Annotated in this window: 11 protein-coding genes and 2 pseudogenes; 8 read left to right on the top strand and 5 right to left on the bottom strand. The window is 67.3% G+C overall.

Features of this window, described 5'->3' with window-relative positions:
• Window positions 1-70 precede the first annotated feature (70 nt).
• Together AB0I23_RS40245 and AB0I23_RS40240 are read right to left on the bottom strand one after the other, a co-directional pair.
• On the bottom strand, window positions 71-1,771 hold the full coding sequence (locus AB0I23_RS40245) for a transposase (protein WP_359118082.1): 1,701 nt from the start codon (window positions 1,769-1,771) through the stop codon (window positions 71-73).
• A 120-nt stretch (window positions 1,772-1,891) separates the two neighbouring features.
• Complete coding sequence (locus AB0I23_RS40240) at window positions 1,892-2,527, bottom strand: TetR/AcrR family transcriptional regulator (RefSeq protein WP_359118079.1); 636 nt, start codon at window positions 2,525-2,527, stop codon at window positions 1,892-1,894.
• A gap of 61 nt (window positions 2,528-2,588) precedes the next feature.
• Here AB0I23_RS40240 and AB0I23_RS40235 point away from each other — a divergent pair, with 61 nt between their 5' ends.
• Together AB0I23_RS40235 and AB0I23_RS40230 are read left to right on the top strand one after the other, a co-directional pair.
• Window positions 2,589-3,461 carry a ketopantoate reductase family protein gene (locus AB0I23_RS40235; RefSeq protein WP_359118077.1) on the top strand — a complete coding sequence of 291 codons (873 nt, stop codon included), beginning with the start codon at window positions 2,589-2,591 and terminating at the stop codon, window positions 3,459-3,461.
• A gap of 204 nt (window positions 3,462-3,665) precedes the next feature.
• Complete coding sequence (locus AB0I23_RS40230) at window positions 3,666-4,112, top strand: NUDIX hydrolase (protein ID WP_359118074.1); 447 nt, start codon at window positions 3,666-3,668, stop codon at window positions 4,110-4,112.
• Window positions 4,113-4,332: 220 nt separating this feature from the next.
• Here the strand turns inward: AB0I23_RS40230 and AB0I23_RS40225 are convergent, their stop codons facing one another.
• Together AB0I23_RS40225 and AB0I23_RS40220 are read right to left on the bottom strand one after the other, a co-directional pair.
• Window positions 4,333-5,571, bottom strand: a complete 1,239-nt coding sequence (locus AB0I23_RS40225; protein ID WP_359118085.1) for an IS701 family transposase — start codon at window positions 5,569-5,571, stop codon at window positions 4,333-4,335.
• 300 nt (window positions 5,572-5,871) lie between these two features.
• Window positions 5,872-6,363, bottom strand: a complete 492-nt coding sequence (locus AB0I23_RS40220) for a hypothetical protein (RefSeq protein ID WP_359118071.1) — start codon at window positions 6,361-6,363, stop codon at window positions 5,872-5,874.
• 300 nt (window positions 6,364-6,663) lie between these two features.
• On the opposite strand from AB0I23_RS40220, the gene AB0I23_RS40215 reads away from it, so the two are divergent.
• The 3 genes and pseudogenes from AB0I23_RS40215 to AB0I23_RS40205 form a co-directional block, all read left to right on the top strand.
• On the top strand, window positions 6,664-7,116 hold the full coding sequence (locus AB0I23_RS40215) for a hypothetical protein (protein ID WP_359118068.1): 453 nt from the start codon (window positions 6,664-6,666) through the stop codon (window positions 7,114-7,116).
• 56 nt (window positions 7,117-7,172) lie between these two features.
• The gene (locus AB0I23_RS40210; protein WP_359118067.1) at window positions 7,173-7,463 is read left to right on the top strand and encodes a hypothetical protein; all 291 of its coding nucleotides are present in this window, start codon (window positions 7,173-7,175) and stop codon (window positions 7,461-7,463) included.
• 370 nt (window positions 7,464-7,833) lie between these two features.
• Window positions 7,834-8,211 (top strand): annotated as a pseudogene (locus AB0I23_RS40205) (IS6 family transposase); the annotation flags it as partial.
• Between the two features lie 77 nt (window positions 8,212-8,288).
• Here AB0I23_RS40205 and AB0I23_RS40200 read toward each other — a convergent pair.
• Window positions 8,289-9,008, bottom strand: coding sequence for an IS6 family transposase (locus AB0I23_RS40200; protein ID WP_436847069.1), 720 nt, complete (start codon window positions 9,006-9,008; stop codon window positions 8,289-8,291).
• A 72-nt stretch (window positions 9,009-9,080) separates the two neighbouring features.
• Here AB0I23_RS40200 and AB0I23_RS40195 point away from each other — a divergent pair.
• The 3 genes and pseudogenes from AB0I23_RS40195 to AB0I23_RS40185 all read left to right on the top strand — a co-directional run.
• Window positions 9,081-9,419 (top strand): annotated as a pseudogene (locus AB0I23_RS40195) (transposase); the annotation flags it as partial.
• A 262-nt stretch (window positions 9,420-9,681) separates the two neighbouring features.
• Window positions 9,682-11,994, top strand: coding sequence for a xanthine dehydrogenase family protein molybdopterin-binding subunit (locus AB0I23_RS40190; protein WP_359118062.1), 2,313 nt, complete (start codon window positions 9,682-9,684; stop codon window positions 11,992-11,994).
• Window positions 11,991-12,515, top strand: coding sequence for an FAD binding domain-containing protein (locus tag AB0I23_RS40185; protein ID WP_359118059.1), 525 nt, complete (start codon window positions 11,991-11,993; stop codon window positions 12,513-12,515). Before AB0I23_RS40190 ends, AB0I23_RS40185 begins: the two co-directional genes overlap by 4 nt.
• The last annotated feature ends 78 nt before the right edge of the window (window positions 12,516-12,593 follow it).

The following is a 12,593-nucleotide window of genomic DNA, read 5'->3' as shown; positions in this document are numbered from 1 at the left end:
AGCGTGAAGAACTCCCATCATCGCAGGTCACAGGGCACTTCCTCGTTTTCGGAGAAGCTATCCACAGGCATCAAGCCGGTGGATCCGGGCTGAGGCGGGTGAGGTTGCTGGTGCGGCTGCGGTCCAGTGGATGCTCGGTCCAGTGGGCGTCGAGGCGGACGACGTTGATCGCGGTGGCGGAGAAGGCGTGCTGGAGGCGGACTTTCGGCAGCCCGCGGTAGCGGGCCCGGCGGATGCCGGTGATGTCGAGGGCCTGGTTGATGGTTCCTTCCACTCCGGCCCGCAGGGCGTACTTGTCCTTCCAGGTCTTGGTCTTCTGTTCGGTGCGGGCGGCGGCGAGGGCGGTGTGCAGGTGCTCGGGGTAGAGGGTAAGCATGCGGTTGCCGCGCCGGGCCGAGGTGCACTCGGGTCGGACGGGGCATGCCTGGCAGTCCGTCTTGGCGAACTCGACGACGATGGCGTCTCGTTCGCGTTGTCGCACCGGGTGCCATCCGGTGCTGGTGTTGCCCTGGGGGCAGCGGACCTGGCGGGCTTTCCAGTCGATCCGGAAGGCACTCTTGTCGTAGCCGATGTGGCTCTTGGCCTGGGCGGATCGGTCGAGGAGGACGGGAGTGACCATGACGGTTCCGCGGCTGCGTGCGGTCTCGATCAGTTCGGCGGAGGGGTAGCCGGAGTTCAGGTAGTGCTCGGCGGGCGGGAGGCCGCGGTCGGCGAGTTGTTGCTGGATCGGCGCGGTGGCCTTCACGTCCGGCACCGTCGACAGGGTGGTGGTCACATCCGTGATCAGGTTCGGCCGTCCCCGGGATTGGGCTTCGGCTTCGGGGGAGTGTTGTCGCAGCTCTCGGTGAGGTGGACCTTGTAGCCGAGCCAGAACAGGTCGTCGCCCTTGGCGGACCAGCGGGCGTCGGGGTCGTAGGGCGAGGCGGAGATGGCCGGGCGGGACACCGTCCTCGTCGGCTTCCCGCTTGCTGACCACCTCCTTGCCCCGGCTGCTGGTGCGGACGGTGTAGGTCTGCACGAGGACTTGGCGCATGATGTCCACGGCCCCGATCTCCCGCAGCCAGGCCGGCGCGTCGGGCGACCAGACGGCCCGGCACAGCCGCAACGCGTCCTGGCCGTAGACCTGGGACAGCTGGTCGCGCTTGACCTTGGAGCCGGGCAGTTTCCAGCTGTCGACCCGAGGTCCGTAGCGGTGGGCGAACTCCGGCACGTCCACGGCCCGGGCCAGCCAGTCCGGTGCCGCGGCCGACAGCGCCTCCAGCGCAGCCCGCACGCTCTCCCCGGCCAGTTCCAACCGGTTCAAGTCCCGTACCGCGCTGACCACATGGGTGGAATCGGTGCGCTGCTTTCCTCCCGCGGCCACCAGCCCGGCATCAACGCAGTGCTCAAGGAGCCGGTCGAAGACGACACGTTCCATGCCGTTGCCGACCAGGCGGGCCCGGAACCGGGGCAGCACACTGTGGTCGAAGCCGGTGTCCGTCAGCTCCAGGCCGAGGGCGTACTTCCAGTCGATGGCCCGTATCGCCATTGCCGCGGCCTGCCGATCGGTCAAATTCTCCGCGAACTGCAACACCGTGACCAGCGACAGCATCCCCGGCGACAGACCCGGCGCCCCACGCACCCCGAACGCCTCAGCGAACGGCTCATCGGTGAAGACCTCCCCGAGCCGGTCCCGCACCCGGATCGCCAAACTCTCCTGCGGGAACGCCGCCCGCGCGACCCGAACCGTCTGCTCCGGGACCGGCGACAGCCCCATCGGCCGCAACGACATCACAACCCACCCTCCACGGCCGGACGACACGTAACGACCGCAGGAACGATCACCACCTACCGGTCAAGCAGCCGCCGAGAATTGCGCACCAGAGTCGACCCACGGTGCAAAGTCCCAGACCTACCGACGGGCCCGGGTCGGTGGTGCGCTCATTGCTGCCGTCAGGAACGTGATCGCCCAGCGCCGGGCCTCCTCGCCCGCCGTCACCGTCGGGCAGGCGGGGGAGGGCCGGTGGTAGACCTCGACGCGGTCCACGGCCGTCACGGCAAAGATCCCCCGCATCCGGAACAACAGCTCCTGTGGGGCAAGGCCGGGCAGTGCGCGCGCGAAAGCCGCCAGGTAGCGCTCACGGACCGTGTCCTCGTCCGGGCCGGTCCAGCTGCGCGCCTCCTCGGCCGGGTCGCTGAGGATCGTCACGATCAGCCGGGACGTCCGGGCTCCGCTGTCACTGCCAGCGGGCATCTCGTCGAAGAGCGGCCCTGCGAATGCTTCCACCAGTTCGGCGACCGGCGGGTCCGGAGTCCGGGCGAGCAGTTCGTCGAGCCCGGCGCTCTGGGCGGCGGTGATGGGCTCGGTCACGCGGCGGGCGACCGCGGCCAGGAGTTCCGCCTTCGAGCCGAAGTGATAGCTGACGGCGGCCAGGTTCGCTCCGGCGAGGTCGGTGACCGCGCGGACAGAGGTGCCGCTGTAGCCGTGCTCGGCGAAGAGGTGTTCGGCCGCGTCGAGGATCTTGGTCCGGGTATCGGGTAGCGCCATGTGCCGTACTATACAGACGATCGATTGAAACGAACGTTTGACTTATGTGGAAGAGGCTGTCATGAAACTGCTCGTATACGGCGCCGGGGTCTGCGGCAGCCTGTTCTCCGCCCGCCTGCACGAAGCCGGGCTCGACGTCTCGCTCCTCGCCCGGGGCGAGCGCCTGGCCTTCCTGCGCCGGCACGGCGTGCAGCTCGCCGACGGAGACGGCACTGCCGTCAGGCGGGTACCGGTACCGGCGGTCGAGCACCCGGCAGGCGGGTACGACCTGACCGCCGTCCTTGTGCGCACCCATCAGGTCGACGCGGTGCTGGAGTCGCTCGCCGGCCTCGAAGGCGACGTGCTGTTCCTGCACAACTGGGCGGCCGGCGCGGAGCCGCTGGGCGAGGCGATCGGCCACGAGCGAGTACTGCTCGGCTTCCCCCCGGCACTGGCCGCCGGCACGATGGACGGCGACGTGGTCCGCCCCCGCGCGACCACCTTCATGACCAGCCGGGTCCCGATGCCGATCGGCGAACCCGACGGCCGGACCACCCCGCGACTGGAACGGATCGTCCGGGAGTTCCGCACCGCCGGGATCAACGCCAAGGCCGAGCCGCGGATGGATGCCTGGCTCAAGACACACGCCGCGTTCGAGGTGCCACTCGGGCAGGAGGTGCACGCGGCGGGCGGCCCGGTGACGCTGGCCGACGACCCCGACGCGGTCCGCGGCATGCTCCACCTCGTGCGGCAGAACCTGGCCGCCATGCCGACGTCGCCGGTCCCCCGCACGTTCGCTGCACTGCAGACCCTGCCGGAAGGGCTGCTCGTGGCCCTGCTCCGGCGCTTCCTGCGCAGCCCGACCGCCGTAAACAGCGGGCTCAGCAACGCCTCCCCGGTCGCCGAACTCGGACGGCTGGCCGAACAGATGCGCACCCATGCGAAGGTCCGGTAGACCAGCGGCGGCAGTAGCTCCTCTGGCTTCGTTCACTTCGAGCAACAGCAGTTGTCGATCGGTTTGGGCAGCAGTTGCTGACTGGCGGGGCCGAAGATGTTCACGCCATTTGACGTCAGTCCCCGGTGTAGCGGGAGGCTCTGGGGCTCACGTTGAGACGGGGCTCGTGGCTCGTTGGCCGGGGTGGCTGCAAGAATCGCGAGTATGGAGCAACAAAGTGTGGCGTCGGTCTCCGCGCCGAACCTTGGCCGACAGGCTCCCTTGGTCGTGGTGGCTGCCGCGATCGTTCAGGAAGGGCGTCTCCTGGTCGTGAGCAAGCAGGCGGCTCCCGAGATCTTCTATCTCCCTGGCGGCAAGCCCGATGCGGGTGAGGAACCGATGAAAGCGCTGGCGCGGGAACTGGACGAAGAACTGGGTGTCGTGCCGTTGGAGCCGCACTTCCTGATGGACGTCGAGGCCGTGGCGGCCTTGGAGGGCGTGCCCATGAAGATGACGGTCTTCGGGGCACAAATCGACCGGATACCCCTGCCCGCGGCCGAACTGGCGGACATGCGGTGGACGACCGGCCGCGAAAGTGATCTGCAGCTCGCTCCCGCAGTACGCGACCACGTGCTGCCCTTGTTGCGAGAGAGCGGCGCCCTCGCTGGATGAGGAGCAGAAGTGCGTTGGCGCTGACTGCGACTTAATGGCCCGCCGTCCTCACAGGGGGGCGGGCGCCTGTCCGTCCCGGGAGAGGTCAACCGGCCACTGCTCGTCATGCCGCCGTGGTCACTCCGGATCGTGGCACGCAGCTCGACCTTCGACTGCTGCCCTGACAAGTACCCCCGTGCTGTCAGAGGGCGTTTAGTACTCCAGCTGTAGATCGTGATCTTCATGTCTGGGATGCGGCTTGTCGCTGGTAATGGCTGGTGCGTGATCGCTGCTGATGGCGGCGTCGCCAGTCAGACCAGCCGAGTCGGTGGGCGATGTCGTGGAGGGGCTGGACGACGAGCGTGATGAACAGGCGCTGGATCTCGTTGCAGGACAGCGGGACCAGCCCGTCCGGGGCGGGGCTGCGGGCGTGTTCGTTGGCGCGGACGACGGCCAGGAAGGCGTGGGCCAGCATCGCGAGGGTGACCCAGCGGGTCCAGGAGGGGTAGCGGCGGACTTGGTGCTCATCGAGTCCGGCCAGCCCTTTCTCGGCCTGGAAGGTCTCTTCCACACGCCATCTGGATCCGGCGACCCGCACCAGCTCGGTCAGCGGCACCGGCTGGGGTGAGAAGCAGCGGTAGTAGGCGAGTTCGCCGGTGGTGCGGTTGCGGCGGATCAGGAGCTGACGGCTGCCCGGCGCCGCCTCGGTGAGATCGATGACGGCCCAGTCGTAGAACCGCTGTCCCTTCGCACCGCGTCCAGCCGAGAGCTTCTGCCAGGCCCGCTTCGGCACCTTCTTCACCAGGGCATCGGCACGGAACGTGCCCGCACCGGTGGCCACTTCAGCCGAACAGGCCACCGCGAGGACATAGCCGATGCCGCGTTCCTCCAGAGCCGTGCGCAGTTTCGGGTTGCCGCCGTAGACCTCGTCCCCGGTGACCCAGCCGACGTGATGCCCGGCATCCAGGAACCGTTCGATCATCGTCCGGGCCAGTTCCGGCTTGGTAGCGAAGACGGTGTCCTCGCCGAGTCCTGCGGCCCGGCAGCGGTCCGGGTCGCTCGTCCAGGAGCGCGGGATGTACAGCTCCCGGTCCACCGCCGCGTGTCCGCGCGCGCCCGCGTAGACGAGGTAGACCGCGACCTGGGAGTTCTCGATCCTGCCGGCAGTGCCGGTGTACTGGCGCTGGACGGCGACGGTGTGGGTTCCCTTCTTCACGTCGCCGGTCTCGTCGACGACCAGCACCGCGGCCTCGTCATGGAGGTGCTCGACGACGTATTCGCGCACGTCATCACGGACAGCGTCGGCGTCCCAGGCGGCCCGGGACAGCAGATGCTGCATGCCGTGCGGGCTGGTCTCCCCGGCCCACTCTGCGATGGTCCAGCAGTTCTTGCGAGGCAGGTCCGACAGCAGACCCAGTACCAACCGCCCCGCCCGCAGGCGGGGTTCGTACCGGGTGAACCGGCCCGCGATCCGGCCCATGGCCACCTCGAACGCCTCCCGCCACCGGCCGGGATCTATGCTGTGACCTGCGGCCACCGTCTCGTCGTTAGTCCACACAACTCGCGATGATCGACGGTGGCCGCACCCGTGCCTGCACCGGCCTCCATGTGACCGAGCGCGACATTTGTCACCGACACGGGCGGGTGACCTGGGGTCCGTTCTCAGGCTTAGCGCGACAGCTGTCACAGTCTGGGCACTGAAGTTGCCATCTGCCGCGGGTTTGCGTGGTGTCCGTCACAAGCGATGACGCGGGCAAGGTGGGGCAGGCAGTCCCGCGGCTCACTTCGGAAGCGTGGAGGCCTCGCCGACGGCGGCGAGCAGTTCGAAGGGGAGCTCTCGATCGACTTGGCCGATGGCGAGCCCGAGCCAGCGACCAGTAGACGGCACCTGCCACATTTGCATGCTCACAGCAAGCATGCAAAGGGAGCCCAGGGGCTCGGGCGCCTCGATGTCTGGGTTATCCGGGTTGTCGAGCCCGAGATAGGGCCACAGATCGACCACGGTCGGACTACCCCAACGCCCAGCCAGCACCGTGCCCAGTGCGGTGAGATCTGCCTCCAACTCCTCCTCGGCCTCCGTGACCGTCCCCGGATCAGGAGCGTCCCAGAAGTCCCGGCTCTCCCGGAGAACAGCGATGTGATACCCGGGCCCGCCCCATCCGTGTTGCGTCTTCGACTTGCCTTCCTGTTCGGGGAACGGCAGAGCAATCAAGGCATCGATGATCGACAGTTGCTCCTCGGCGGAGTCTGCGGACCGGGGCTGAATCGGCATGGCCGGAGTGTAGGGCTGGTGACAGATGTCGTGCCCAGATGACAGCTATCGCGCCCAGTCACACCCCACCTGCAAGATCACGATCTACAGCTGGAGTATTAACCACGGATTTTCGTATTTTCTGAATGACAATGGTCGCTCACCGCAAAGCCCTGCCCAGTAAAGGTGTGTTGGGGCGTTGTCTCGGCGAATGATGCTTCGAGCGCCCTGAGTGCCCCCTGATGGGAAAGCTCCGGAACTGAAACTCTTGGTCATGGTGATCGACACTCGATGACCGAATCTCACCAGGAAGTTGGCACCATGCGTTCAGCTGTAAAACGGCTACCGGCGGTCGCTCTGATGACGACCATGCTCGGCGCCGTACAAGTCGTCGGCTACCCGTCGTCCGCACAGGCATCCGAGGGAATCCAATTCCAGCAGCTCCTCAACGGAGAACGCCTTCCGGACGGCGACATCATCCAAGCGACCGTCCTTCCCGGAGGCGCGGCGCCTGGTCAGATCTCGATCCAGCTGAAGCTGTCCGGGGTCACCTGGTGGAAGGGCATCCAGACGGGGCCCATCGTGCTCTGCCAGGCCCAGGACAACCAGCAGTCCTCCAGCGCCCAGGTCTCCGTCTCCGACTTCAACGCCCACGGACTGCAGCTGTGGAAGGCCAAGACCTTCGGCGTGCACACGGAGATGTACAACGTCGTAGACGCCACGCAGAAGATGTCCGGCGGGAACTCCTACATCTTCATCTGGACGAAGGACTAGCCGGTACCTGTTCCGCGCCGTTCCTGTCGAGCGTATCGAGTAAGTGAGGTTGCCCCATGAAATCAGTCGCCAAGCGACTCTCGGCCGCCACCCTGATGGTGGCTCTGCTGACTTCCGTGGTCGGCGTGCAAACCGCAGGGGCGAGCACGCCCAAGGCCGGCCGTTCCGAGTCCATCGCCAAGGTGAGGGACCCCGGCACAGAATGGACGTTCTACGCCGCCTTCGCGACCGCAGGTGCCTGCTGGGCCAAAGCCGCGGCGTACAAGAATGAATACTGGTGGGTCGATGCCACCACCTGCGTCTACAATGCCGCGCAGAACAGCTGGTTCATGTTCTACGAGTCGTAGGCCGGAGTGCCGCCGCGTCGCCAGAGATTCCGGCGACGCGTAGGACAACTGCCCCATCCCGCTGGGAAAGACATATGGCCAAGCGTTTTCGGCCGACCGCCGGGGACACTCGACCCGCCTTTCCCAGCGGTGATTCGCCGGACAGCCCCTGGTCGCGAAGGTTCGCCATCGGCGGGTCGGCCTTGATCTGGCGCTGTCACGTTGTTGAGTGCGTGGGTTCCTGACGCCATGTCGGGGCGTGGCGGAGGTCGGGTCTCGGGTCGGTGCTCAGGCTTCGGCGGGCAGGCCCGCGATGCCGGTGACCGGCACTGTCACGTTGACTGACCCGGTGGGATGATCTTCTGGTTGATCACGCGGGGAGGGGTCGTTCGTGCGCAGCGCGCCGCCGTCGTACAAGGGGCACCGGTACCCGGCGGAAATCATCGCCCACTGCGTGTGGCTCTACCACCGCTTCCCGCTGTCGTTCCGCGAGGTCGAGGAGCTGATGCTCGAGCGCGGTGTCGTCGTCTCGTATGAGACGGTCCGGCGGTGGTGTGCCAAGTTCGGGCAGGCCTACGCAGGCGCGCTGCGCCGCAGGCAGCCCCGGCCCGGGGACAAGTGGCACCTCGACGAGGTCTTCATCAAGATCAACGGACAGCAGAAGTACCTGTGGCGGGCCGTGGACGCCGACGGTAACGTCCTGGACATCCTCGTACAGAACCGGCGGGACACCGCCGCGGCCAGGCGGCTCTTCCGCAAGCTTTTGAAGGGCGCTGTCAAGTTGTTGAGTATGTCGGTGCCTGACGGCGCGTTGGGGCATGGTGGGCTTGCGGTCCGGGCCTGTGGTCAGGCCGTGGTGGGCCAGCTGGCAGCTTGGGTGATCTGGTCCCAGATCGCGAAGCGGACGGTCATCTCGGCTCGGTGGTCGGAGGCTGTCATCAGGTGGCGGTGAGGGCGGAAGTGGGGCGAGATGCCGCTGAACGCGGACAGGAACCGCTGGGCCCCGCCTACGGAACGGAATCCCTTCATCGCGCGTTCACGCTGCCGCGTGGGCTGGTGGGAGTTCTCCGCCCGGTTGTTCAGGCCCTTGTGGGAGCGGTGTTCCACCGAGGGCATGACCTCGCGGTGCGCCGCGCTGTAGGAGCGGAGCTTGTCGGTGACGACCACCCTCGGCACCGTACAGGTCTTCTTTATCAGGCGGCGGAAGAAGCGTCTTGCCGCGGCCTTGTCCCGCCGATTCTGGACGAGGATGTCAAGGACGTTGCCATTCTGGTCGACGGCCCGCCACAGATACTTCAGCTCGCCGTTGACCTTGATGAAGACCTCGTCCAGGTGCCACTTGTTCCCGGGCCGTGGCCGACGGCGGCGCAGTCCGTCGGCATAGGCCTGTCCGAACTTCAGACACCAGCGGCGGACTGTCTCGTAGGAGACGATGATGCCGCGCTGCAGCATCAGCTCCTCCACCTCGCGGAATGACAACGGGAAGCGGAAGTACAGCCACACGCAGTGGGAGATCACCTCGACCGGGTACCGGTGCCCCTTGTACGACGGCGGCGTACTGCCCACGGACAACCCCCTCCACCATGATCAACCCGAAGATCATCCCACCCGCCAGCCAACGTGACAGTGCCGTTCCTGGAGTTCCAGGAGGCGTGGGGCCGGAAGTATCCGGCGATCGTGAAGCTGTGGTCCGACGCCTGGGCCGAGTTCGTGCCCTTCCTCTCCTTTGACGTCGAGATCCGCAAAGTCATCTGCTCGACGAACGCGATCGAGAGCGTGAACGCCCGCATACGCAAGGCTGTCCGGGCCCGCGGGCACTTCCCCAACGAGGCCGCGGCGCTCAAGTGCGTCTACATGGCGCTGATGAGCCTGGACCCGACCGGCAAGGGCCGCAAGCGGTGGACCATGCGCTGGAAGGCGCCCTTGAACGCTTTCCAGGTCGCCTTCGAGGGCCGCCTGACCCCCACCGACCACTGACCAAATCAACAACCAAGATCAGCCGTTAAATTGACACACCCGATCAAGGACCGCATCGTCGAGGTCTGATAGATCTCGACGGGCGCGCTGCGCGTCATACATACACCTTGTCTTGAACCGTGCCTAAGCTTGGGCGATATGGGGGCCTTTGGTGCCGTCGCTCCTCGCGGAGCGCGGCAGACGCCGCAAAAGGACGCCCACATCCTCAGGGGTGACCGCCGGTTGGCCCCCGCAGTAACTCGAGCCAGCTAGAGGTGCAGCTGTGTATCAATGGACGCGGCGCGAGGACGAAAGACTGCTCACGGGGAAGGGCCGCTATGTCGCCGATATCGAAGTGCCGGACTGTCTCGACGCTGTGTTCGTGAGAAGTAAGGTCGGTCACGGTGCGCTGCGCGCGGTCGATTGCAGTGCGGCCCGTGAAGTGCCCGGTGTGGTGGGGGCCTGGTCCGCCGCCGACCTCACGGACGTGCCCCCGTGTGCTCATGCGGCAGCTACCCTGCAGGACTTGCCTCCGGTTCCGCACACTGTGCTCGCCAAACTGTCCTCGGATGAGGCGGTCGTCGGCCGCGAGTGGCCGGCGCTGGTGAAGGAGCGCGTGCGGTACGCGGGCGAAGCGGTCGCGGTCGTCGTGGGTGAGGACCGGTACCGGGCGGAGGACGGGGCGGCCGAGGTCACCTTCCAGGTCGACCCGCTGCCCGCAATGGTGACGCCGTCCGCCGCTGCCGCAGATTCGACCCTGCTCTTCGAGGGATTGAGCAACATCGCCCTGCAGGGAGAGACCGGCAAGCCCATCGAGGACAAGGTGTGGCAGGACGCGGCCGCGGTGGTGGAGGGCCGGTACCGCCAGAACCTCCTGATGCCCACGCCGATGGAATGCAGGACGATCCTCGCCGTCCCGGAGGGCGACCGGCTGACGGTCTGGTCGGGGCACCAGATGCCCCACCGGCTGCGGCGCGAGCTGGCGGCGCTGCTGGGCTGGTCACAAGAGCAGGTGCGTGTGGTGGTCCCGGACACCGGCGGCGCGTTCGGGTCGAAGAGCGCGTCCTTCCCGGAGTTCGTCGTGGTCGCCTTCCTGGCGGTCAAGCTGCAGCGGCCCGTGCGGTGGATCGAGGACCGCCTGGAATCCATGTTGGTCGCCACGCGAGGCCGCGGCCAGGACCAGCATGCGCGGCTGGCCGCAGACGCAGATGGCCGGCTTCTCGCCTACGAGCTGCACATCGACGCCGATGTCGGCGCCTACCCGCACCTCGGGGTCGGGCTGCCGATGCAGACCGCGTGGATGGCGACCGGTGCCTACCGTACCCCGCAGGTTCATGCGACCGTCCGCTCGATCCTCACCAACACCATGCTCACCTACCCCTACCGGGGTGCCGGGAGGCCGGAGGCGGTGATTGCCCTTGAGCGATGCATGGACATGATGGCCCGTCGGCTGGGTATTGACCCGGCGGATCTGCGGCGCCGGAACTTCATCCCGCCCGAGAGCTTTCCGTACACGACCCCCACCGGCCGGACCTACGACAGCGGCGAATACGCACGCGCGCTCGACCTGGCACTGGAGACCGTCGAGTACGACACATGGCGGGCTGAGCAGGCCCGGCGCCGGACGGACCCGACCGCTAAGCCTCTGGGCATTGGCCTGTCCTGCTATGTCGAGCGCTCCGGCGGGGAGCCGGGCGGCCTGCACGAGTTCGGCAGCATCGAGGTCGACACGGACGGCACGATCACCGCGCGGTGCGGCGCCGCTTCCAGCGGCCAGAGTCACGAGACGGTGTTCCCCGCGCTGGTCGCCAAGACGCTGGGCGTGGACGAGCAACGCGTCCGGCTGATCGAGGGCGACACCGACGAACAGCCCCAGGGCTTGGGCTCCTTCGCCAGCCGAACCGCGCAGGTCGCGGGTGCGATGCTGCAGCACGCCTCCCAACTGGTCATCGAGGAGGCCAAGCAGAGGGCCGCGAACCTGTGGGATCTGCCCCTGGAGCAGGTGGAGTGGTCCGACGGTGCGGTACACGCCGCCCACGACGGCTCGGCCGCCATGGACATCAGCGAGCTGGTCAAGGCCACCGGGCCCCTACGCGTGGAAGACCGATTCGAGACAGGGATGGCGTTTCCCTTCGGCACCCACGTGGCGGTGGCCGAGGTCGACCCGGAACTCGGCACCGTGCAGCTGCTGAAGGTGGTGACGGTCGACGACTGCGGTGTGGTGCTCAACCCCGACATCGTCCACGCACAGGCCTTCGGGTCCGCTCTGCAGGGCATCGGCCAGGCGCTGTACGAGGCCATCCCCTACGACGACAACGGAGTTCCCATGCTGGCCAACGGCCTGCTGGACTACCTGCTGCCGACCTACACCGAACTGCCACCCATCGAGGTCAAGGACACCTGCACGCCCAGCCCGAGCTCCCCGCTGGGCGCCAAGGGCGCCGGTGAGTCAGGCTGCATCGGCCTGCCGGCCGCAGTCGTCAACGCCGTGGTCGACGCACTCCAGCCGGCCGACTGCGACCTGCTGCAGATGCCGCTCACCCCGGACGTGATCTGGCGAGCGGCCCAAGCCCCGAAGCTGGAGGAGGCCCGGTGAAGCCCGCCGCCTTCGACTACGTTGTACCCCGCACCGTGTCCGAGGCCGTCGACGCTCTGGGGAACGGGGGCCGCAAGGCCCAGGTCCTGGCCGGCGGCCAGAGCCTGCTCCTGGAGATGCACCTGGAGCGCATCCGTCCCGACCTGGTCGTCGACATCAACCGCATCCCGGAACTCGACGACATGCAGATCACTGACAACACCCTGCAGGTCGGCGCCCTGATCAGGCACCACGTCTTCGAGTCCACGCAGGCCGTGACAGGTCCACTCGGCTCGTTGTTCTCCCTCGCTGTCGTCAACATCGCCCACCCGCCCATCCGGTCCCGGGGAACCATGGTGGGCAGCTTCGGCTGGGGACACCCCGCGTCCGAGTGGTGCGCCATCGCCATGGCCCTGGACGCCGACATCCAGCTGCAAGGCACCCAAGGCGCCCGTACCGTCGCGGCACGCGACTACTTTCACGGTCCCCTCAAGACCGCCCGCCGACCCGGAGAGCTGATCACCTCGGGGCCTCCCCCTTGACCGTGGACACCATCCGAGACTGGACCATGAGGATCCAGAGAAAGATGGTCACGCATGGTGATGAAGGTGTACTCCGCC

Origin of the sequence: Streptomyces atratus, from assembly GCF_040655115.1 — a bacterium.
GTDB lineage: Bacteria > Actinomycetota > Actinomycetes > Streptomycetales > Streptomycetaceae > Streptomyces > Streptomyces atratus_D.
This window is presented reverse-complemented; position numbering and strand designations above follow the sequence as displayed.

Bases quoted from the DNA above. Each gene is read 5' to 3' on its own strand.
- AB0I23_RS40215 (WP_359118068.1), top strand. From the start codon at position 6,664: ATGCGTTCAGCTGTAAAACGGCTACCGGCGGTCGCTCTGATGACGACC.
- AB0I23_RS40240 (WP_359118079.1), bottom strand. From the start codon at position 2,527: ATGGCGCTACCCGATACCCGGACCAAGATCCTCGACGCGGCCGAACAC.
- AB0I23_RS40235 (WP_359118077.1), top strand. From the start codon at position 2,589: ATGAAACTGCTCGTATACGGCGCCGGGGTCTGCGGCAGCCTGTTCTCC.
- AB0I23_RS40225 (WP_359118085.1), bottom strand. From the start codon at position 5,571: ATGGGCCGGATCGCGGGCCGGTTCACCCGGTACGAACCCCGCCTGCGG.
- AB0I23_RS40230 (WP_359118074.1), top strand. From the start codon at position 3,666: ATGGAGCAACAAAGTGTGGCGTCGGTCTCCGCGCCGAACCTTGGCCGA.
- AB0I23_RS40245 (WP_359118082.1), bottom strand. From the start codon at position 1,771: ATGTCGTTGCGGCCGATGGGGCTGTCGCCGGTCCCGGAGCAGACGGTT.
- AB0I23_RS40210 (WP_359118067.1), top strand. From the start codon at position 7,173: ATGAAATCAGTCGCCAAGCGACTCTCGGCCGCCACCCTGATGGTGGCT.
- AB0I23_RS40220 (WP_359118071.1), bottom strand. From the start codon at position 6,363: ATGCCGATTCAGCCCCGGTCCGCAGACTCCGCCGAGGAGCAACTGTCG.